General features: G+C 63.8%; 25 protein-coding genes. 2 read left to right on the forward strand and 23 right to left on the reverse strand.

What is annotated here, in order from left to right; translation table 11 throughout:
- Nucleotides 1-6: 6 nt before the first annotated feature.
- From BSL82_RS07885 to thrS, 5 genes are all read right to left on the reverse strand, one after another.
- The gene (locus tag BSL82_RS07885; RefSeq protein WP_072596786.1) at nucleotides 7-687 is read right to left on the reverse strand and encodes a flagellar hook assembly protein FlgD; all 681 of its coding nucleotides are present in this window, start codon (nucleotides 685-687) and stop codon (nucleotides 7-9) included.
- A gap of 7 nt (nucleotides 688-694) precedes the next feature.
- Nucleotides 695-1,105 carry a flagellar basal body rod protein FlgC gene (gene flgC / locus BSL82_RS07890; RefSeq protein WP_072596787.1) on the reverse strand — a complete coding sequence of 137 codons (411 nt, stop codon included), beginning with the start codon at nucleotides 1,103-1,105 and terminating at the stop codon, nucleotides 695-697.
- A gap of 2 nt (nucleotides 1,106-1,107) precedes the next feature.
- Complete coding sequence (gene flgB / locus BSL82_RS07895) at nucleotides 1,108-1,497, reverse strand: flagellar basal body rod protein FlgB (protein WP_072596788.1); 390 nt, start codon at nucleotides 1,495-1,497, stop codon at nucleotides 1,108-1,110.
- 439 nt (nucleotides 1,498-1,936) lie between these two features.
- Nucleotides 1,937-2,461 (reverse strand): translation initiation factor IF-3, encoded by a 525-nt coding sequence (gene infC, locus BSL82_RS07900; protein WP_418361275.1) that lies wholly within the window; start codon nucleotides 2,459-2,461, stop codon nucleotides 1,937-1,939.
- Nucleotides 2,462-2,710: 249 nt separating this feature from the next.
- Nucleotides 2,711-4,723, reverse strand: coding sequence for a threonine--tRNA ligase (gene thrS, locus BSL82_RS07905; protein ID WP_072596790.1), 2,013 nt, complete (start codon nucleotides 4,721-4,723; stop codon nucleotides 2,711-2,713).
- Nucleotides 4,724-4,803: 80 nt separating this feature from the next.
- Between thrS and BSL82_RS07910 the strand changes: the two genes are divergently transcribed.
- On the forward strand, nucleotides 4,804-5,544 hold the full coding sequence (locus BSL82_RS07910; RefSeq protein ID WP_072596791.1) for an alpha/beta fold hydrolase: 741 nt from the start codon (nucleotides 4,804-4,806) through the stop codon (nucleotides 5,542-5,544).
- On the forward strand, nucleotides 5,541-6,299 hold the full coding sequence (locus BSL82_RS07915) for a tetratricopeptide repeat protein (protein ID WP_072596792.1): 759 nt from the start codon (nucleotides 5,541-5,543) through the stop codon (nucleotides 6,297-6,299). The genes BSL82_RS07910 and BSL82_RS07915 overlap by 4 nt, the downstream gene beginning before the upstream one ends.
- Here the strand turns inward: BSL82_RS07915 and BSL82_RS07920 are convergent.
- From BSL82_RS07920 to trmD, 18 genes are all read right to left on the reverse strand, one after another.
- On the reverse strand, nucleotides 6,272-6,673 hold the full coding sequence (locus tag BSL82_RS07920) for a PRC-barrel domain-containing protein (RefSeq protein ID WP_083579105.1): 402 nt from the start codon (nucleotides 6,671-6,673) through the stop codon (nucleotides 6,272-6,274). The genes BSL82_RS07915 and BSL82_RS07920 overlap by 28 nt on opposite strands.
- A gap of 80 nt (nucleotides 6,674-6,753) precedes the next feature.
- Nucleotides 6,754-7,470, reverse strand: coding sequence for an SIMPL domain-containing protein (locus BSL82_RS07925; protein WP_072596793.1), 717 nt, complete (start codon nucleotides 7,468-7,470; stop codon nucleotides 6,754-6,756).
- 83 nt (nucleotides 7,471-7,553) lie between these two features.
- Nucleotides 7,554-7,961 (reverse strand): Hpt domain-containing protein, encoded by a 408-nt coding sequence (locus tag BSL82_RS07930; protein WP_072596794.1) that lies wholly within the window; start codon nucleotides 7,959-7,961, stop codon nucleotides 7,554-7,556.
- 64 nt (nucleotides 7,962-8,025) lie between these two features.
- Nucleotides 8,026-8,247, reverse strand: coding sequence for a sulfurtransferase TusA family protein (locus BSL82_RS07935; protein ID WP_072596795.1), 222 nt, complete (start codon nucleotides 8,245-8,247; stop codon nucleotides 8,026-8,028).
- Nucleotides 8,244-9,614, reverse strand: coding sequence for a ribosome biogenesis GTPase Der (gene der, locus BSL82_RS07940; RefSeq protein ID WP_072596796.1), 1,371 nt, complete (start codon nucleotides 9,612-9,614; stop codon nucleotides 8,244-8,246). Before der ends, BSL82_RS07935 begins: the two co-directional genes overlap by 4 nt.
- A gap of 52 nt (nucleotides 9,615-9,666) precedes the next feature.
- Nucleotides 9,667-10,989, reverse strand: a complete 1,323-nt coding sequence (locus BSL82_RS07945; RefSeq protein ID WP_072596797.1) for an outer membrane protein assembly factor BamB family protein — start codon at nucleotides 10,987-10,989, stop codon at nucleotides 9,667-9,669.
- Nucleotides 10,986-11,696: a tetratricopeptide repeat protein gene (locus tag BSL82_RS07950; RefSeq protein WP_072596798.1), complete on the reverse strand. Its 711-nt coding sequence runs from the start codon at nucleotides 11,694-11,696 to the stop codon at nucleotides 10,986-10,988. Before BSL82_RS07950 ends, BSL82_RS07945 begins: the two co-directional genes overlap by 4 nt.
- A gap of 67 nt (nucleotides 11,697-11,763) precedes the next feature.
- A complete protein-coding gene (panB, locus tag BSL82_RS07955) occupies nucleotides 11,764-12,624 on the reverse strand; it encodes a 3-methyl-2-oxobutanoate hydroxymethyltransferase (RefSeq protein ID WP_072596799.1) in 861 nt (286 codons plus the stop codon).
- 20 nt (nucleotides 12,625-12,644) lie between these two features.
- The gene (locus BSL82_RS07960) at nucleotides 12,645-13,028 is read right to left on the reverse strand and encodes a RidA family protein (RefSeq protein WP_072596800.1); all 384 of its coding nucleotides are present in this window, start codon (nucleotides 13,026-13,028) and stop codon (nucleotides 12,645-12,647) included.
- Nucleotides 13,025-13,378, reverse strand: coding sequence for an ArsC family reductase (locus BSL82_RS07965; RefSeq protein WP_072596801.1), 354 nt, complete (start codon nucleotides 13,376-13,378; stop codon nucleotides 13,025-13,027). Before BSL82_RS07965 ends, BSL82_RS07960 begins: the two co-directional genes overlap by 4 nt.
- A gap of 24 nt (nucleotides 13,379-13,402) precedes the next feature.
- Nucleotides 13,403-14,494, reverse strand: a complete 1,092-nt coding sequence (locus tag BSL82_RS07970) for a hypothetical protein (protein ID WP_072596802.1) — start codon at nucleotides 14,492-14,494, stop codon at nucleotides 13,403-13,405.
- 257 nt (nucleotides 14,495-14,751) lie between these two features.
- Nucleotides 14,752-16,596, reverse strand: a complete 1,845-nt coding sequence (locus tag BSL82_RS07975; protein WP_158010743.1) for a M2 family metallopeptidase — start codon at nucleotides 16,594-16,596, stop codon at nucleotides 14,752-14,754.
- A gap of 58 nt (nucleotides 16,597-16,654) precedes the next feature.
- Nucleotides 16,655-17,428, reverse strand: coding sequence for an alpha/beta fold hydrolase (locus tag BSL82_RS07980; RefSeq protein WP_072596803.1), 774 nt, complete (start codon nucleotides 17,426-17,428; stop codon nucleotides 16,655-16,657).
- On the reverse strand, nucleotides 17,409-17,855 hold the full coding sequence (locus tag BSL82_RS07985) for a GFA family protein (protein WP_072596804.1): 447 nt from the start codon (nucleotides 17,853-17,855) through the stop codon (nucleotides 17,409-17,411). Before BSL82_RS07985 ends, BSL82_RS07980 begins: the two co-directional genes overlap by 20 nt.
- A 43-nt stretch (nucleotides 17,856-17,898) precedes the next feature.
- A complete protein-coding gene (locus BSL82_RS20430; RefSeq protein WP_158010744.1) occupies nucleotides 17,899-18,126 on the reverse strand; it encodes a hypothetical protein in 228 nt (75 codons plus the stop codon).
- 337 nt (nucleotides 18,127-18,463) lie between these two features.
- On the reverse strand, nucleotides 18,464-19,504 hold the full coding sequence (locus BSL82_RS07990) for an aspartate-semialdehyde dehydrogenase (protein ID WP_072596805.1): 1,041 nt from the start codon (nucleotides 19,502-19,504) through the stop codon (nucleotides 18,464-18,466).
- Nucleotides 19,505-19,593: 89 nt separating this feature from the next.
- Complete coding sequence (rplS, locus tag BSL82_RS07995; protein ID WP_072596806.1) at nucleotides 19,594-19,983, reverse strand: 50S ribosomal protein L19; 390 nt, start codon at nucleotides 19,981-19,983, stop codon at nucleotides 19,594-19,596.
- Between the two features lies 1 nt (nucleotide 19,984).
- Nucleotides 19,985-20,746: a tRNA (guanosine(37)-N1)-methyltransferase TrmD gene (gene trmD / locus BSL82_RS08000; protein WP_083579314.1), complete on the reverse strand. Its 762-nt coding sequence runs from the start codon at nucleotides 20,744-20,746 to the stop codon at nucleotides 19,985-19,987.
- Nucleotides 20,747-20,788 lie beyond the last annotated feature (42 nt).

Here is a 20,788-nt window from a genome sequence, read left to right on the forward strand (position 1 = left end):
CGGGAACTAGCTGCTGATCTTCTGGATCTTGTCGAACGACACCGGCCCGACGCCCAGCAGCTCGACGGTCATCGGTGAATTGGCGGTGGGAAGGCTGACGGCCTGGACAAGCGCATAGACCGAGGTGTTGAGCGCCTCGCGCTTGCCGCCGACATTGGCGGTCGCCTCGATCGTGACCGGGCCGGGCGTGACAGCCTCGCCCGCGTCGTTCTTGCCGTCCCAGGCGAAATCGTGCTTGCCCGCCTCCACCGCGCCGACCGAGATGGTCCTGAGCGTCTTGCCGGTGGAATCCTTGATCGCGACGCTGGTGTCGGTCGAACCTTCGGGAATGTCGATCTGGCCATAGACCGCGCCGGTCGAATCCTGGACGGCGGTCGTGCCCGATGTGAGCGCATATTTGCCTACCAGCCCGGTCGCGGTCGAAAGCTGGCCCTGGTTCATCGCTTCCAGAATATTGCCGAGCTTGGTGTTCATCTCGGTGATGCCGCTCAGCGACGAGAACTGCGCCATCTGTGCGACGAACGCTTCGTTCTCCACCGGCTTCAGCGGGTCCTGGTTCTTGAGCTGCGTGGTGAGCAGCTTCAGGAAATCGCCCTGGTCGAGATTGGTCTTTTTCGTCGGCGCGTTGCTCGCGTCATAGCTGCGAATGCCGAGTGCGTTCAGATCAAGTGTCGAGGTGCCGCTCATCGCTGCCTCACTGTCCAAGTTTCAGGGTGTTGAGCATCAGCGACTTCGCGGTCTGGATGACCTCGACGTTGTTCTGATACTGGCGGGAGGCTTCCAGCAGCTCGACCATTTCCTGCGTCTGGTCGACGGCCGCCTCGTAGATATAGCCCTGCTTGTCGGCCAGCGGGTGGCCGGGGTCATAGCGCTTCACGGGCGTTGCGGTGCTGGTGACAATCTCGTCCACCTTCACCGTCGCGTTCGCGCCGCCCGTGGTTTCGTCGAACACGGTCTCGAACACGGGCTTGCGGGCGCGATAGACCTCCGCCTCGCTTTTCGCGATCGAACCTGCGTTGGCGAGGTTGCTGGCCGTCGTGTTCAGCCGCACGAGCTGCGCCGACATGGCGCGGCCGGAAATGTCGAATATCGAAAGGCCGGACATGGCTATTCTCCCTTCATCGCGCGCATCAGCGTGTTGATGCGGCCGTTGAGGAAGGAGAGCGTCGTCTGATACTGGACGGCGTTTTCGCCGAACTTCGTCTGTTCGACCGAAAGCTCGACCGTGTTTCCGTCAAGCGACGACTGGACCGGTATCCGGTACAGCGCGTCGCCGCCGAACCCCGGCGTTCCTTGCGCAATATGGGCAGCGCTGGTCGCCTGCAATCCGGCGCCCCCGCCTTCGGCCCGCTTCAGCTCCGCCGCGAAATCGATGTCGCGCGCCTTAAAGCCGGGCGTAGCGGCGTTGGCGATGTTCGACGCGAGCATCTCCAGCCGTTTCGAACGCAGTGCGAGAGCATCGCCATGCACACCGAAATATTTGTCGAGCACGTCCATAAGCGTCGGTCCTGCAACTCCTCATCGCCGGGATTCCGGCAACAGGGGATCAGCAAACGCCGTGCCAGTTTGGACAAAAGCGTGAATTTGCGCGGGTTTCGGCGCGCGATGCAGGCTATCGGGCGCGGCCCTGTCGGTGAATTGACGGGGTGATATGACGGCTTCCCGACGCCCATTTACACTCCAACGGCATGCTGAACTTCAGCAACCACACCCTTCATGTCGCGCAGAGACGCAAAGAGCGCAGAGAAGCCATGAGCGCCGAAGGCCCTTCATGGCGCTCTGGAGGCGGCAGCGGGACGCCGCGGGATTTCGCTTCACCAATCGCTCCGCGCCCTCCGCGTCTCTGCGCGATATCGCTTCTCCAGTCTCTGCGCGAAATGAAGAAAACCCGCCGCGACGGGGTCGGGCGGGCTTTCGACTCAGGCTTTGAGAACGCCTATTTCGGTGAAATCACCATCAGCATCTGACGGCCTTCCATGCGCGGATACTGCTCGATCTTGGCGATCTCGTTCGTATCTTCCTGAACGCGCTGGAGAAGCTGCATGCCAAGCTGGCCATGGGCGAGTTCGCGGCCGCGGAAGCGCAGCGTGACCTTCACCTTGTCGCCTTCGCCGATGAACTTGTGGATGGCCTTCATCTTCGTCTCATAATCATGATCGTCGATGTTGGGACGCATCTTGATTTCCTTGATGTCCTGCGTCTTCTGGCTCTTGCGGGCGATGTTCGCCTTCTTCTGGGCCTCGTACTTGAACTTGCCGACATCGAGGAACTTGCACACGGGCGGATCGGCGCTGGGAGAAACCTCCACCAGGTCGAGCCCCGCTTCGGCGGCCTGCTCGATCGCCTCCCGCGTGTACATCACCCCCAGGTTTTCGCCCTCCTCGTCGATCACCCGCACCTTCGGCACGGTGATGAATTCATTGTAACGAGGACCATTGGTGGGCGGCGGCGGCGTCATCATGCGCCTTGACATGGGCGGTGGTATGGCAGGTTCTCCTGTTGTTGCCTCGGATAGATTCCAAGCACGCGATTTAGTGTGCCTTGGCGCAAAGCGGAAGCCCCATGCGAGGCCCGACCGCGCTTTTTATTCGTCTGTTGCATAGGCGCACGGGTTTCCCATGCTCCGCGTCATGCTGAATTCATTTCAGCATCCATGAACACCGTTGGGCGAGAACGGGTCACGGCGGTGTTCATGGATCCTGAAACAAGTTCAGGATGACGTGGATAACAGCTGTTTCCGATCCGGGGGCATGGCCTCGCCTCTCAACCACTCTGCAGCTTCAGCAAGGGTTTTCGACGTCTGTTCCTGCTGGCCGAGCGTCCGAATCGTGACGGTGCCCTCCTCCGCCTCGCGCTTGCCCACGACCAGCAGATAGGGCGTCTTGGCGAGACTGTGCTCGCGCACCTTGTAGTTGATCTTCTCGTTCCGGAGGTCGCTCTCCACGCGGATGCCGGCCGCCTTCAGCCTGTCGACCACCTCAAGCGCATAGGAATCGGCGTCGGACACGATGGTCGCCACCACCGCCTGCACCGGCGCGAGCCAGAGCGGCAGCCTGCCTGCGAAATGCTCGATCAATATGCCGATGAACCGCTCATATGAGCCGAAGATCGCGCGATGAAGCAGGACCGGGCGATGCCTCTCCCCGTCCTCCGCCACATAGCTTGCGTCCAGCCTTTCGGGCAGCACCCGGTCCGACTGGATCGTGCCCACCTGCCAGGTGCGGCCAATGGCGTCGGTCAGGTGCCATTCCAGCTTGGGCGCGTAAAAGGCCCCCTCGCCCGGCAGTTCTTCCCAGCCATATTCCTCGGTCGCGAGCCCCGCCGCCACCACCGCCTCGCGCAGTTCGGCTTCCGCCTGGTCCCACATCTCGTCGCTGCCGAACCGCTTTTCGGGCCTGAGCGCCAGCTTGATCGAATAGGTGAAGCCGAAATCCTTGTAGATCCGGTCGGCGAGCGCGCAGAAGTTGCGCACTTCCTCGACGATCTGGTCCTCGCGGCAGAAAATGTGCGCATCGTCCTGCGTGAACTGGCGCACGCGCATCAGCCCGTGCAGCGCGCCGTGCGGCTCGTTGCGGTGGCAGCAGCCGTTCTCGTACAAGCGCAGCGGCAGGTCGCGATAGCTCTTGATGCCCTGCTTGAAGATCAGGATGTGCGCCGGACAGTTCATCGGCTTCAGCGCCATCCAGTCCGCCTCGCCCGAAATCACCGGACCCTCGCCCTCGGTATTGGGCGTCTCGTCGGGGATGACGAACATGCTCTCGCTGTACTTGCCCCAGTGGCCGGATTGCTCCCACTGGCGCGCGTCCATGATCTGCGGCGTCTTGACCTCGCGATATCCCGCGCCGTCGATGGCGCGGCGCATATAGGCTTCCAGCTCTCGCCAGACCATATAGCCCCTGGGGTGCCAGAACACCGAGCCATGCGCCTCCTGCTGGAGGTGGAACAGGTCCATCTCCTGGCCCAGCTTGCGATGATCGCGCTTGGCCGCTTCCTCCAGCCGGTGGAGGTGCGCGTCGAGCTGCTTTCTGTTGAGCCAGCCGGTGCCGTAGATGCGCGACAGCATCGCGTTCTTCTGGTCGCCGCGCCAATAGGCCCCCGACACCCGCGTCAGCTTGAACGCCTGCGGATCGAGCTTGCCGGTCGACGGCAGATGCGGCCCACGGCACATGTCGAGCCAGTCGGAGCCCGACCAGTAGACGGTCAGTTCCTCGCCCTCGGGCAGTTCGGCCGCCCATTCGGCCTTGAACGTCTCGCCGCCGTCCTTCCAGCGCGCGATCAGGTCCTCACGCTTCCAGACTTCCCGACGGAGCGGTTTGTCGGCGGCGATGATCTCTCGCATCTTCGCCTCGATGGCGGGCAGGTCCTCGTCCGTGAACGGCCGGTCCCTTGGCGCGAAATCATAATAGAATCCGTCCTCGGTCGACGGGCCGAAGGTGATCTGCGTCCCCGGAAACAGGGCCTGAACGGCTTCCGCCAGCACGTGGGCGAAGTCGTGGCGGACAAGCTCCAGCGCGTCCGTCTCGTCCTTCGCCGTCACCAGCGAGAGCGTCGCGTCGGCCTCGAACGGCCGCCCGAGGTCGCGCAGCTCGCCATCGACGCGCGCGGCGAGCGAGGCCTTCAACAGCCCGGGGCTGATGCTTGCGGCGATATCGGCGGGGGTCGTTCCGGCCGCAACCTCTCGCACCGAGCCATCGGGAAGCGTGACGGAGAGAGTGTCGGCCATAAATCCAGTCGCTTGCATGTGTGTTGTCAAAAATGCGCTCGACCCTTGGAAACGGCCGGGCAAACTGTCAAGGCAAAGCCATGACCGAACTCAACTATATGGATCGCGGCGACGGCGTTCGCATCGCCTATCGCCACCGCCGGGGCAAGGGCCCGACCATCGTTTTCCTGCCCGGATATATGTCTGACATGGAAGGAACCAAGGCCATCGCGCTCTGGGAATGGGCGGGGGTTGAGGGCCGGGCGATGCTGAGGCTCGACTATTCCGGCTGCGGCGCGTCGGAAGGGCCGTTCGAGGACGGAACGCTCGACCGTTGGCGCGACGACGTGCTGAAGCTGATCGACACTTTGGTCGAAGGTCCGGTGCTGCTGGTCGGCTCCTCCATGGGCGGCTGGCTGATGCTGCTGGTGGCGTGCGCAAGGCCGGAGCGGGTGAAGGCGCTCGTCGGGATCGCCGCCGCGCCCGATTTCACCAGCTGGGGCTTCACCGCCGATCAAAAGGCGCTGATCCGCGCGAAGGGCAGGATCGAGGAGCCGTCGGAATATGACGAGGCGCCCTATGTCACCACGCTGCGCTTCTGGGAGAGCGGCGAGCGCAATCTGTTGCTGAACGACCCCATCCCCATCGACGTTCCGGTCCGGCTGCTCCACGGGCATGACGACAATGACGTGCCCTGGCCGATCTCGCCCAAGCTCGCCAACACGCTTCGTTCAGACGACGTTCGGACTGTGCTGGTCAAGAACGGCGACCATCGCCTGTCGCGGCCGGAAGACATCGGCCTGCTGCTGACGACCGTGTCCGAACTGCTGGAGATGGAATGAGCCTGCTTCTGATTCTCGCCGCCGTCGCCGCCCAGCCCTCCGGGGACGAGACGGACAGGTTCCGGCAATGCGCCGCGCTTGCGCAGAAGGATGCCAGCGCGGGCGTTGAAGCGGCGCAGGCATGGCAGGCCACGGGCGGCGACATACCGGCGCGGCAGTGCCTGGGGCTCGCCTATATGGCGATGGATCGCGCGGCGCCCGCGGCGGTCGTCTTCGAGCAGGCGGCGCGCGCGGCGGAGGCGGTGCAGGACCAGCGCGTCACCGATCTATGGGGTCAGGCGGGCAATGCCTGGCTTGTAGCGGGAGAGGCCGAAAAGGCGCGGGCCGCGTTCAACACCGCGCTGGCGCACGGCGGCGGCAGCGATGACTGGAAGGGCGAGCTTTATATCGACCGCGCACGGGCGCTGGTGGAGCTGGGGCAGCCGGACGCAGCGCGGGCCGATCTGGACAGGGCGCTGGAACTGGTTCCGGGCGATCCGATGGGATGGTTGCTATCGGCCACCCTCGCCCGGCGGCAGAATGACATCGCCCATGCGGCATTGCACATCGCGGAGGCGGAAAAGCGCGCGCCCGGCGACCCGAATATCGCACTTGAGGCGGGCAATATCGCCGGGCTGCAAGGCAGGCTGGCCGAAGCCCGCGAGAAATGGTCGGCCGCCGCGAAGGGCGACGGCCCGGCCAGCGCCGCCGCTCGGGCCGCGCTCGAGGCCAATCCTCCCGGCGACGTTCACCAGGGGAACGGAACCCCCCAATAGCCATAGACGCCCGCGCCGTAGCGCGCGTCGAACACCGGAAAATCGTCGGCGGCGAAGCGCGGCGCGTCTTTCAGCGCGTCCTTGTTGATCCCCACGACATAGCCGCCGCGTTCCTCGTCATATTTCAGCACCTTCCAGGGCAGCGGATGATAATGCTCCCCGATGCCGAGAAAGCCACCGAACGACATCACGGCGTAAAGGACCTCGCCGCTGTGCTTGTCGATCATGAAATTATGGATATGGCCGAGGCGTTCCCCGTCCAGGTCATAGACGGCCGTTCCTTCCACCTTGTCCGATGCGATCGTCCGGTCGGTTTCCTCGATCGGCAAGGCGTCGCTGATCTTTTCGGGATATTCCGGCGGATGGGCGCTCATCTTCTTCTCCTCTTCGAGTCCGAACACTGACGCACTGTTCACGCAACCAGCGGGAAGGCTCAGAAGTTCCTCGCGACCCTTCAATCGAGGTAGAAATCCACCGTCGTCACCACGCGAACCTTCTGGAATGGGGATTCGCTTGAAGAGCTATTGTCCCCATCGCGCGCGCCGATGGAGAAATAGCCCTGCGTCGCCTGCTTGATCGTGCCGACGCTGGTGGCCGAATCCCTCGCGAACTGTTCCGCCCCGGCGCGCGCATCGCGCGTCGCCTCGGCGATCATCGCCGGCTTGACCTCGTTCAGCTTGGTGAAGCTGTAGGCAATGCCCGACTCGCCTTCCAACGCCACGCCGCGCCGGACCAGCTCGAACTGCCGCGCAAAGGCCCGGCGCGCCTCCATGACCCTGGTGGTGCGCAACTGCATGCGCTGGCGGACGGTGATGTTCGGCACGCCATTATTGTTGGTGTACTGACTGACATTCACCCCGCCCACGCTGATCTCGCCGGGCTGAAAGCCGAAGCCCTTCAGAAAGTCCTCGATGACCTTGGTGTTGGCGTCGACCTGCGCCTGAACGGGTCCAAGCTCAGACCCCTGCGCCGAATAGGCGAGCGTCCAGGTCGCAAGATCGGCGGTGACGTCGCGTTCGGCAAGGCCGCGCACCGTGACCGACCGGTCCGCCTCGCGCGCCCTCACCAGCCCGTTGCCGAGCAGATAGCCGCCGATCATGAGGCCAAGCGCCAGAATGATCGCCGCAGCGATCATGCCCAGCCGGTCAGACAGTCGCCCCGCCCCGTCCATCGCGCTACTCCCGCCGCCAATCGTGAGGCAGGATAGCAGCATGCCGCCGAAATGACTTCAACCAAAAAGCGGGATTGGACGATTCAGGAAGCGTGGTTCTGCTGCTTGCGCCGGGCTACCAGCGGATTGGTTTCCTTGTCGAACCAGGCGAGCGTCTGCTCGAACATCGAACGCAGGCGTGCGACCGGCACCAGCAGCTCTTCCGGCGTTTCCTGATGATCGACGCAGCGGCGCGCGCCCATCTCGATGGTTTCGGCAAGATCGCCCAGCGACAATGCGCCGAAATGCCGCGCTTCACCCTTCAACGTATGCGCGGGAAGCACGAGCGAAGCGGAGTCGCCGTTGCGCATCGCATGCTCGATCCGGTCGACGGCTTTCACGCCATCTTCGCGAAAATAGCTGAGGATGCGCAGGAAGGCGCCGCCCAGCTCGGCGCGGGCGCGCTCGAAAACGCGCGTATCGACGATCTCGTCCTCGACCTGATCCAGCATCAATGAGCCCCCGCTCCCGCACTCCGGGCGATCCTAGCCGGAAGCAGTAAACCAATGGTTGCGATCAGGCGTTAATTCGCCATTTGAGAAGCGGCGGATCGGCCGGAAGCTGCTCTATCTCCCAGCCATGCTCCTCCGCCAGCCGGGGGATGTCGCGCGCCGCCGCCGGATCTTCGGCCAGCAACTCGAAACAGCCGCCACCGGCCCGACGCACCGCGCGCGCCAGCCGGAGCGCCGGCCAGGGGCATCTGAGGCCCCGCGCGTCGATGACGGCGGCGGCGCTCAACGGTCGAACGGATTGGTCCGGCTGCGCAGGTTCAGCCGGATCGGCACGCCGTCGAAATCAAGGCCGGTCCGGAGCGCGTTGACCAGATAGCGGCGATAGCTTTCGGGCAGTTCGTCCAGTCGGTTGCCGAACACGATGAAGGTCGGCGGCCGCGTCTTTGCCTGGGTGATGTAGCGGAGCTTGATGCGCCTGCCGCCGGGCGCGGGCGGCGGGTTCTTGTCGATGGCCTTTTCGAACCAGCGGTTGAGCGTGGATGTGCCGACGCGGCGGCTCCACTTCTCGCGCGCCTCGAAGGCGACCTTCATCAGCGTGTCCAGCCCTTTGCCGGTCTTGCCCGACACGGTGAGCAGCGGCACGCCCTTGATCTGCGCCAGCCCCTCCTCCAGCGCCGCCTGGACGCCCTGGAACAGGCGGCTCTGGTCGTGGGCGACGTCCCATTTGTTGAGCGCGATGATGAACGCACGGCCTTCCGTCAGCGCCATGTCGGCGATGCGCAGGTCCTGCGCCTCAAGCCCCAGCGTCGCGTCGAGAAGGAGGACGACCACCTCGGCGAAATCGACCGCGCGGCGCGTGTCGGCGGCCGACAGCTTTTCAAGCTTTTCGGTCACCTTCGCCTTGCGACGGAGGCCCGCCGTGTCGATCAGGCGGACGGCGCGGCCCTGCCATTCCCAGTCTATCGAAATGGAATCGCGCGTGATCCCGGCCTCCGGCCCGGTGATCAGCCGCTCCTGCCCCAGAAGCTGGTTGATGAGGGTGGACTTGCCTGCATTCGGTCGGCCGATGATGGCGAGTTTCAGCGGCCCGTCGGCGCTGTCCTCCCCCTCGGCGTCTTCGGCCGCTTCGATCTGGCGCGCCTCGACAAAGGCATCGATATAGGGGCGCAGCGCATCGTACAGCTCGACCATGCCCTCGCCATGCTCGGCCGAAAAGGCAACCGGCTCGTCGAGGCCCAATTCATAGCTTTCCGAAAGGCCCGCCTCGCTCGTCGCGCGGCCTTCCACCTTGTTGGCGACAAGGATGACCGGGCGCGGCTGGACGCGAAGCCATTGGGCGATCGTCTTGTCGAGCGGAGTCACGCCCGCCCGCGCATCGATCAGGAACAGCACGACATCCGCCTCGCCCAGCGCCGCCTCCGTCTGCGCGCGCATCCGGCCGGGCAGGGTATCGGGATCGGCCTCTTCGAAACCGGCCGTGTCGACGATCCGGAAATCGAGATCGAACAGCCGTCCCTCACCCTCGCGCCGGTCGCGCGTGACGCCCGGCAGATCGTCGACCAGCGCCAGCTTCTTGCCCGCCAGCCGGTTGAACAGCGTGGACTTGCCGACATTGGGGCGGCCGACGATCGCAACGACCGGAAGGATGGACATGTTTTTCAGTTCCAGGCCAAAGCGTAAATCGTCCGGCCGAAGCTGGAACAGCTCAGCGCCAGGCGCTGAGCTTCCCGTCCTCGGTCAGCACATAAAGCGTGTTGTTGGCGACGATGGGGCTCAGGTGGCTGCCGTCGGACAGCTTCGTCCGCGAGGCGATCTCCCCGTCGAACGGCGACACGCTGATCATCTGCCCATGGGTGCTGACCAGGAACAGGCCTTCGGAGGCAAGCACCGGCCCTGACCAGCGGATCGGGTTCTTCCGCTTCTTCTCGTTCTTGTAGGCGGGAAGCTGCGTCGCCCAGCGTATCTTGCCGGTGCCGCGCGAAAGGCACAGCAGCCGCGCGTCCGACGTCACGACATAAACCCAGTCGCCCGCCGCCCATGGCGTCGAGATTCCGGCGATGTTGACTTCCCACACACGCTGGCCGGTCGCGAGTTCAACCGCAGCCATGCGGCCGCCCTGGCCGATGGCGAAAACGCGGCCCTCATCGATCGCGGGAGAAGCGTCTATATCGGAAAGCATCGCCACCGAGGTTGCGACGCCCGTCCGGGCAAGCGTGTCCTGCCATACCGGACGGCCGTTCTCGATGCGCATGGCGACCAGTTCGCCCGACGAGTAGCCGGCGACCACGGTATCAAGCGCAATCGCGGGCGTCGCGGCGCCCAGCAGGCTAGAGGTTTCGATCGTTCCCGCCGATTCCCACAGGGTGCTGCCGTCGGTCGCCGAAAGCGTCGCGATCTGGTTGTCCTGGGTGATGACGACGACGCGATCCCCGTCGACGGCGGGCGCGCCGCGCAGCGGTGCGTTGAGACTGGTCCGCCAGACCTCGTTTCCGGTCGTCGCGTCGAGCGCGACGACCTTGCCCCATCCGGTGGTCGCAAAGACGCGCCCATTGCCGTAGCTCACGCCGCCGCCGAACGCCGTGGCGTCGGAATCGCCGCGCTTTGCCAGGTCCGACCGCCAGACGACCGATCCGCTCCGTGCGTCGAATGCGCGCACCTCGCCCCGGGTGTCGATCGTGTAGACCCGGCCTGCGCCGACGACAGGCCCCGCGACCAGCTGCGCCCTGGACGTGCTGCCCTTGCCGATCGATGCGCTCCACGCCCGGTCCAGCGGCTGGGTGACCGTCAGATGGCCCATGTTCTTCGATGCATTGCCGCCGGGCTGTGTCCATTCCTCGTTCGTCCGGGGCGCGGGAAGCACGATGGTGACGTCCGCGAGTTCAGGATCGGGCTCGGCGTTGGCTTCATAGACGAGGATCGGCAAACGCTCGCCAAGCACCGGAGTGCGCTTCTTGTCGCCGCCGCCGCCAAAGATGCCGCAGCCGGAAACCAGTGCGGCTGCCGTCAAAACAAATATTATGCGCTTCATTCAGTGGCTCCCGCCTCACCCGCCGCCTGATCCGGCGCAACATCGATTCCGAGCGCCACGGCCATTTGCGCCGCGCGCGACCGCGCCGAAGCCGGCGCATCCTTGTCCTTTGCAATCGCCGCGAACAGCGGCCCGGCCAGATCAGGCTTGTTGTCGTTCAGATATGCGATCGCCGTCATTTCTCCGGCGGAGGCGAACCATGGCCCGCCCGCAATCGCCAGCGGCTTCATCCGCGCGATCACCTGGGCCGGCTTCAGGCTGTCGAACTGCAAGGCCGTCTGCCGCACCAGCGCCAGATTGCGATAGGCCTCGGGCACGTTCATGTCCGCCGCCACCTTGCCGAAGGCGTCGGCCGCCTTCTTGGCGTCGCCCTGCTTGGCGGCCATTTCGGCCTCGCCCAGCATCGCGGCCGCGCGATAGGCGTTGTTGCCGGACAGCTTGAGTTCCGAAAAACCGGCGATGGCGCGGGTCTCGTTGCCCGATTCCGCGCTCTGGAAAGCCTGCACCAAGGTTTCGCCGAGCAGCCCCGCCTGCCGCTTCTGCTCTTCCTGCCACCACAGCCAGGCGGCAAGCGCGATCAGCCCGAGCCCGACGAGAACGACCAGCCAGCGGCCCCAGCGGCGCCACCAGCCTGCAAGCTGGTCGCGCCGCAGTTCATCATCCACCTCCCGCAGAAAGGCTTCGTCGACTTCTTTATTCTGGGCCAAACGGCGAACTCCGTGTCATGAGCGGGCGGACCTTAGGCGGAGCGCCCCCCGTGCTCAAGGCCCGCCTTCAAGGCTTCGGAAGATAGATGTTGTCCTCTCCCGGAAAGGCCCTGCTCCGCACTTCTCCGGCATAGGCCTGAACGGCGGCTGAAATCTCGCTCGCCATGTCGCCATAGCGCTTCACGAAGCGGGGCACGCGCTCGAACATCCCCAGCATATCGTCGATGACGAGCACCTGTCCGTCACAATTGGCGGATGCGCCGATACCGATGATCGGGCAAGCCACCTCGGCCGTGATGCGGTCCGCAAGCGGCGCGATCACGCCTTCCAGCACGATCGCGAACGCGCCCGCATCGGCTATGGCCTTGGCGTCCGACGCGATCTTTGCCTGCTCCTCCGCCGAGCGGCCGCGCGCGCCATAGCCGCCAAGCACGTTCACCGCCTGCGGCGTAAGCCCGACATGGCCGATGACGGGGATGCCGCGCGTCACCAGAAAGCGCACCGTCTCGGCCATCGCCTCGCCGCCTTCCATCTTGACCGCGGCGGCCCCCGTTTCCGCCATCACGCGCGAGGCGCTGCGAAACGCCTGTTCGGGCGAGGCCTCATAGCTGCCGAACGGCATGTCGATCGCCACGACCGAATGATAGGAGCCACGGACGACCGCCGCGCCATGGGCGCACATCATGTCGAGCGTCACCGGCAGGGTGGAGGGCAGGCCGTAGATCACCTGCCCCAGGCTGTCGCCCACCAGCAGCATGTCGCAATGCGGATCGAGCAGTTGCGCCATGCGTGCGGTATAGGCGGTCAGCATCACCAGCGGTTCGCCGCCCTTGCGCTTGCCGATGGCGGGCACCGTCAGCCGCTTCATCGGCGCGGGCGTGGGCGTTGCCCGGCTCGTCGACGTGTCGAGCGTGTAGGTGGTGGACATCGGTTCGCTCCCGTTCCGGATCAGCCGCGCTTCAGCGCCGTCACCTCAATTTCGACCTTCATTTCCGGTTTCACAAGCCCGACGACGATCGCGGACGCGGCCGGGCGAATGTCGCCAAAGGCAGCGCCAAGCGTCGGGCCGACCTCGTCCCAATAGGCGGCGTCGGTGAAATAATAGGTCGCGCGGACCACGTCGGCGAGCGCGAAGCCCGCCTCCCCCAGCGCCTTCTCGATCACGGCAAGCGCATTTTTCGCCTGTTCTGCCGCGCTTTCCGGCATCACCTTGGTGACCGGATCATAGCCGGTCGTGCCGGCGACGAAGCACCAGTCGCCGTCCACCACCGCGCGCGAATAACCCACCTGCTTTTCAAAAGGCGATCCGCTGGAAATCAGCCGTCGTGTCACTTCGCCGTCACTCCCTGTTCATAGATTTCCGGTTTGAATCCGACGAGCAAAGCGTCGCCCGTATCCAGCACCGGCCGCTTTATCATGGAAGGCTGGGCCAGCATCAGCCGGATCGCCTTTGCTTCGTCGATGTCCGCCTTGTCGGCGTCCGGCAGCTTCTTGAACGTCGTCCCGGCGCGGTTGAGCAGCTTTTCCCAGCCCAGCTTTCCGCTCCATTCCGCCAGCTTCGCGCCGTCTATGCCTGCCGCCTTGTAATCGTGAAAGCGATAGTCGATGCCGCGCGCCTCAAGCCAGTTGCGCGCCTTCTTGATCGTGTCGCAGTTCTTGATCCCGTACATGGTGATCGTCATCGAAAAACTTTCAACTGTAATACCTCAAGCCCCCTCGCCTCGTTCGGCAGGGGATCGCTGGTAGGATAACATCTTTAATTGTTCGCGGACGGCCTGATACCCGCGAATGGCTTCTCGTGCAGCGGAAAGAGCCGCATTGCCCTTTTCCGGCCTAGATTCCTCATTGCCTTCAAAATTGGCTTCCTCATCATCCTCACCGCCATCGGGAGCAACAAAATCTACATTGCCCCCCTTCTCGTTGAATGTGAGCAGCTTCTTGATTGAGTTTTTCAGCGCAGGGATTTTGTCGCCGTTAGCATCCGCCAAGAGCGGCTTCAACTCACCCAAGATAGTGTCTAAGGCATCTATCTTACGTGTCTCAATAAGGCTTTGGAGTTCCTGTTCCATCGTTGTTGTGAGCAGCTTTTTTTGTCGCAGGTCTTCCATCAAGTTAAGTACTTCCAACCCGTCCTTCGCAACACCGGCAACATGCTTAGAGATAATTGCAAGCATCGCTGTGACAGCAGCCGTCCCTGCCAGGATAAGGATGATTGAACCTGTAGTAGCGCCGACAACACGGGTCTCTTCCGGCGCCTCATTGGAAGCAAGAGCTAGCCCTCGGACAATATCATACCAGTCCTTCGCAGAGTCCTTCCATTCGGTCAGATTGTTGATCGCTGCTTCCTTCTGGAAGCCAACGCGAATTGTGATAAGATCGCCATCGTCTTCCGGGCCAGCATTGCGCAGGTTGAGACCATTCAACGCATTGAGAAATGCGTCAAAGTGCTTACCCGCCGTTGACAGGGCACTGAATGCTGCATTCAATTCGCTCAGAGCGGTCGCCGGATCGTAATTCGATGATTTGATTGTCGCCTCTATAAAGTTAGCCCCCTCGATTCCAAGAAAGCGGCTAACGCCTAACTGATCCAGCAACCTGATTTGCTGGAGTGAGAGCACTTCAAAGTCCATCCCCCTGAGATAGTTGAGAACGTTGGTCAGCTGTGTTTCAAAGGGCTGTTTATTAGGCTGACTGGCATTGTGCTGGATGGGAGCTATTAGTCTTTGATAACTTTTGCTTAGCGGTTGAAAGTACTCTAGGTACCAATTAGCTAGCCTCTCGATTTCCCCAACGTTCATCTATACCCCCGCTTGCTGTTCGTACTAGCAGCTATCTGGCTGGAAACTAGAGAGAAAGTGCCGACGGTAAGAGATCGGCCCTCTTCCGTCAATAAAGGGACGCAGGCTGCTCGCAGTTCTTGATCCCGTACATGGTGATCGTCATTCGGCCGTCCTCACATATGCCGCCATGCCGCTGGAAAGGCGCGCGCATTCAGCACAGCGCCCGGCGGGCGGTCAAGAAACCGGAAAGGCTGGATTTCACTTCGGCAGGCAACTCACCAGCTACACTGGCGGCCCTTGTTCTGTTCCTCAAGCCAGGTCATCAGCGGCCGGAAATAGGCGATCATCGCCGTGCCGTCCATCTCGCGCGCGCCGGTGAAGGCTTCCAGCGCATCGGGCCACGGCTTTGACGCGCCCAGCTCCAGCATCGCGTTCAGCCGCTGGCCGACCTGCTCGTTGCCATAGAAGGAGCAGCGGTGGAGCGGCCCCTTCCAGCCAGCCTGGTCGCATGCCGCCTTGTAGAACTGGAACTGGAGCAGCCGCGCCAGGAAATAGCGGGTGTAGGGCGTGTTGCCGGGGATGTGGAATTTCGCGCCGGGATCGAAATCCGCTTCGCTTCGCGGCACGGGCGGGATGATGCCCTGATACTGGTGGCGCAGGTCGGTCCACGCCTTGTTGTAATTGTCCGGCGTGATCTCGCCCGAAAACACGCCCCAGCGCCATTTGTCGACCAGCAGGCCAAAGGGCAGGAAAGCGACCTTGTCCATTGCCTGACGCAGCAGCAGGCCGATGTCCTTGTCGGCCGACGGCACCTGCTTTTCGTCCAGAAGCCCGATCCGGACCAGATAATCGGGCGTGATCGACAGCGCGATCATGTCGCCGATCGCCTCGTGAAAGCCGTCGTTCGCGCCGTTCATGTAGAGCAAAGGCTGCTGGTTGTAGGCGCGCTGATAGTAGTTGTGCCCAAGCTCGTGGTGGATGGTGACGAAATCGTCGCCGTTGACCTTGGTGCACATCTTGATCCTGAGATCGTCCTTGTTGTCGAGGTTCCAGGCGGAGGCATGGCAAACCACCTCGCGGTCGCGCGGCCGGGTGATCTGCGAGCGCTGCCAGAACGTCTCGGGCAGCGGCGCAAACCCGAGCGAGGAGAAAAAGCCCTCGCCGGTCTTCACCATCTTCAGCGGATCATATTTGTTCGCCACCAGCAGATCGGTCACGTCATAGCCGAGATCGCCCAATCCCGGAGGCGCGACGACATCATAGATGTTGCCCCATTCCTGCGCCCACATATTGCCCAGCAGATCGGCGCGGATCGGGCCGGTCGCGGGCTGCACCGCATCGCCGTATTTCCGGTTCAGCTTCGCCCGCGTGTAGCAGTGCAGCTGGAGATAGAGCGGCTTCACCTGATCCCACAGCCTGTCGGTCAGCCCTGCGAATTCGTCGGCGGGCATGTCATAGCCCGCCCGCCACATCGCGCCGGTGTCGGCAAAGCCAAGCTCGCGCGCGCCCGCATTGGCGATATCGACCATGCGGACATAATCGTCCTTCATGGGCTGCCCGACCTTGTGCCAGCTTACCCACATTTCCTTCAGCTTCGCGGGATCGCGGACGGTGCCCATCTTCTCTTCGATGTCGTTGCCCGAGATCGGCTTGCCGTCCAGCGTGCCCTTGCCCTTGCCATAGGTGGATTGGAGGCGGGTGGCGATGGTGTTGAGTTCGGCCGCAGCGCCCGGAGTCGACGGCGCTGGCAGGACGATGCCCTGCTTCAATATGCCAAGCTTGCGGCGGGTGTCGACGGAAAGGCCGGGCGTCTTGTCGAACCGGGCGGCCTCCTTCGCCAGCCGGACCGACATTTCGGTGCCCTCCGCACCGACGCGGGCGGCCACGGCATCGCTGTCTTCGGTGATGTAGGTGTTGTTGATCCACTGCACCCGCGCGTTGAAGACCGAGAAGTCGAACAGCTCCTTTTCGGCCGCCGCGACAAAGGCGTCGGCATCGGCCGCACTGACCCCGGAAGTCGCTGCCGCCTGCTGCGGCGGAGGGGATGCCGTTGCGGCACAGCCGCCGAGCAACAGCGCCAGCGCGAGAAGGGAGGTTCTGGCTTTGATCGGGGCCTTCATGTCCGGTACTCCGCTACGGGTTCAACGACCGGCAGTGGAGCGAAGCGAAGGCTTCAGGTCAAGCCGCGAGGAAATCGGCGATGGCGGTGTTCAGCTCCGTCCGCAGCATCACGCTCATGTGATTTCCCGGCACGGCCACATATTGCGCATTGGGCAGCAGGGCGGCGAGCGCTTCGGCCGAGCCATTGTCCTCGTCGTCCTCGCCGCAGACGACCAGCGTGTCGGTGACGACGCTCCTGATCTCTTCCTCGGTCGAATCGGTGAAGCTGTCGAGCAGCGGCTTCATCGCCAGCGGATCGCCCTTGGTGGTCTTCAGGAACTGCACCGCCATCCACTCGGGCGAGCCGCGCGGATGCTCGTCGATATGATCCAGCACATGATGGAAATGCGCCGACCGCCTGCCGGTGTCGACAAGGCCCTGCAGGCCCATGCCGCCCAGCACCGCCCTGCGCGGCAACGCGCCCCGGATCAGCATCCGCATCGTCGTCCGGGCGCCCAGCGAATAGCCGCCAAGGTCATATTCGCCCTCGGCAAGCCCCAGATGGCGGAGCAGCGCCAGCCCGTCATCGGCGAGCACGTCTTTGGGATAGGAGGCGGCGTCATGCGGCTTCGCGCTCATCCCATGGCCGCGCAGATCGGGCATGATGACTCGAAAGCCGCGCGATGCGACCTCGGCCGCCGCGCCATATTTCACCCAGTTGGTGTGCGCGTTGGAAAACAGGCCGTGGATCAGGATGACGGGCCGCCCCTCGCCCATTTCATGCCAGGCGAGTTCCACCCCATCGTCCGTCTTGAAATAGCGGGTTGAAACCTCAGTCGGGGAGCTTGCCATAATGATCCAGCCATCGTTGCCTTATCGGCTGATAGTCCGTCGTCCGGTATTCTGGAAAGCCCTCGGTGTGGCGGAAAGCCTCTATCCGGCTCTCGACGCCGAAATGATGCTTGAACGTGAAGAGCGAAGGATCGTCGAACGCGCCCAGCGTGAGGTCGATCACGTCGCTGTCCGGATAATCGAACGTCAGCGGCGTGCCGCACGCGCTGCAGAAGCCGCGCCGCGCGAACATGGTGGAGGCGTAATAATCCGGCTCCCGCGTTGTCCAGCGGACATCAGCCTTGGGCAGGTTCACGAAGCTGGCAAAAATATTGCCGACCGCCCGCTGGCACATGCGGCAATGACAGAAATAGGCTGAAAGCTCCGGCGGCTTTGCTTCAAACCGCACCTGGCCGCACTGGCAACCGCCCGTCGTCGTCTGGGTCATGGCTCACCTCCGTGGTGGCGGCCAGCCTACTCCCTTCGGTGAGTCAGGCGAAGACGGGAATGACGGGGGATGCGCCTGTGGCCCGGCTCGCGCTGGGGCGGCCGGGGTGGCGGGAAGACTGATGACCGGCGCGGAGTTGCCGCGTTTCGTGCCCGGACTCGACGGTTTCGGTAGTGCAATGGTGAAGCACGTCGAGATTTGACGCCAGCGGCAGCCGGACCCGCCACTCGATGACGGACAGACGGAGCCGTGCTTGCTGACTATGTGCCATGCGAACGTTCGACCTGAAGCCGGGACGTCCGCGCCGATCATCTCCCCCGTCGCCGGGGGAACGCCTGTCCCTGCATCTCGAGCTGCACGGACGGCGAATCACTTACCGCAGCGGCGATCGTGTAGGACAGCGGTTTTTGCGGGCTGTGTGTGGGAAGGGGCGCGCAGAGGACGCGGAGGGGCGGCGGGCGTGTGAAGCATCCGCATCCTCCTCCTCGTCACCTCTCGTCATTCCGGTGAAGGCCGGAATCCATGAACACAGGCCTATGCGAACTGTCCGCCACCGTGTTCATGGATCCACGCGGTTCCGGCCTTCGCCGGAATGACCGGGGCGGACCTTACGCCTTCTTCAGATGGCGGCGGCCGAGAAGCTCGGCGATCTGCACCGCGTTGAGCGCCGCGCCCTTGCGGAGGTTGTCCGACACGCACCACAGGGCAAGGCCGTTCTCCACCGTCGGGTCCTTGCGGACGCGGCTGATGAAGGTGGCGTAATCGCCCACGCATTCGATCGGCGTGATGTAGCCGCCGTCCTCCCGCTTATCGATCAGCATCACGCCCGGAGCCTCGCGCAGGATCGCCTGCGCCTGCTTGACGGACAGCGGGCGTTCGAACTCGATGTTGATCGCTTCCGAATGGCCGACAAACACCGGCACGCGCACGCAGGTGGCCGTCAGCTTGATGTCGGGGTCGAGAATCTTCTGCGTCTCGGCCGTCATCTTCCACTCTTCCTTGGTGTAGCCGTCGAGGCCCGAATCGGGTCCGAGGAACACGTCGATGTGCGGGATGACGTTGAAGGCGATCTGCTTGGTGAACTTCCTGTTCTCCTTCGGATCGCCGACGAAGACCGCGCGGGTCTGCTCGAACAGTTCGTCCATGCCTTCCTTGCCCGCGCCCGACACCGACTGATAGGTCGATACGACGACCCGCTTGATGCCGGCCGCGTCGTGCAGCGGCTTCAGCGCGACGACCATCTGGGCGGTCGAGCAGTTCGGGTTGGCGATGATGTTCTTCGCCTTGTAGCCGTCGATCGCCTCCGGGTTCACTTCCGGCACGATCAGCGGCACATCCGGGTCCATGCGGTAGAGCGACGAATTGTCGATGACGGTGCAGCCCTGCTCCGCCGCCTTGGGCGCATAGGTCTTGGTCGGGCCGGAACCGGCGGCGAACAGCGCCATGTCCCACCCGGTGAAGTCGAAATGCTCGATGTTCCTGACCGTCAGTTCCTTGCCGCTCTCGCCGAAATCGATGCGGTTGCCGGTGGACCGGGAGGACGCCACCGCGGCCACCTCGTCCGCCGGAAACTGGCGCTCCGCCAGGATGTTCAGCATTTCGCGCCCGACATTGCCGGTCGCTCCGACCACAACTACGCGGTAACCCATGTATCAATCCTTCTTGAATGTGCGAACGGCCGGCGCTTCCTTCCAGAAGCCCGGCCGTCCGAGAACTTGTCTTTCCGAAGTCTGAGGGATCAGCCCTCGCGTGCCTCGGCGGCCGGTCGATTGTCGCGAAGCTCCGCAATTCGGGCCGATTTGCCCGAGCGGCCGCGCAGATAGTAAAGTTTCGCCCGGCGCACCACGCCACGGCGAACGACATCGATGCTCTCGATGTTCGGCGAGTAGAGCGGGAACACACGCTCCACACCCTCGCCGAAGGAAATCTTGCGCACGGTGAAGCTGGAGCCGAAACCCTTGTTCGAACGCGCGATGCACACGCCTTCGTAGTTCTGGATACGGGTGCGTTCGCCTTCCACGACCCTCACGCCGACGCGCAGCGTGTCGCCGGCGCGGAACTCGGGAATCTTCTTCGCCTCGTTGAACTTGGCGATCTGCTCGGCTTCAAGCGCCTGGATGAGGTTCATCTCATTCGTCCTCTTCTTTTGCCTGCGCGCCAGAGGGCGGATGGACCGGCGCGCCCCCATGGCGCTCCCAAAGGTCCGGCCGCCTTAGCCGTGTGTCATCCTCCGCCCTTTGCTTCCGCCAGGCGGCGATCTTCGCGTGATCCCCCGATCGCAGCACTTCAGGGATCGCGCGCCCTTCCCACAAGGGGGGGCGGGTGTATTGAGGGTATTCAAGAAGGCCAGCCTCGAAGCTTTCCTCCTCACCGCTCGAAGCCGCGCCCATTACGCCGGGAATGAGCCGGATGCAAGCGTCCAGTACGACCTGGGCCGCCACTTCCCCGCCCGACAGCACATAGTCGCCGATGGAGACGGGTTCCACGGCGCGCGCCTCGAACAGCCGCTCGTCCATGCCTTCGAACCGGCCGCACAGGATCGTCACGCCCGGCCCAGCGGCGAGTTCATGCACGCGGGATTGCGTGAGCGGCCGCCCGCGCGGAGTCATCGCCAGCACCGGATTGCCCGGATGGCGCGCGGCGGCTGCATCCACGGCGGCTGCAAGAATATCGGCACGCATCACCATGCCCGCGCCTCCGCCGGCGGGCGTATCGTCGACCGACCGGTGCCTGTCTGTCGCGAAACCCCTGATCTGGATAGCATCCAGCGACCACAGCCCGTCGGCCAGCGCACGCCCGGCAAGGCTCTGGCCGAGCGTGCCGGGAAACATCTCCGGATAGAGCGTAAGGACGGCGGCGGACCACATGGAGCCGGTTACCTCATTTGTCATTCCCGCGAAGGCGGGAATGACGAGTTGAAAGACGAGCAACCA

Origin of the sequence: Tardibacter chloracetimidivorans (assembly GCF_001890385.1) — a bacterium.
In the GTDB taxonomy this organism is placed as follows: Bacteria; Pseudomonadota; Alphaproteobacteria; order Sphingomonadales; family Sphingomonadaceae; genus Tardibacter; species Tardibacter chloracetimidivorans.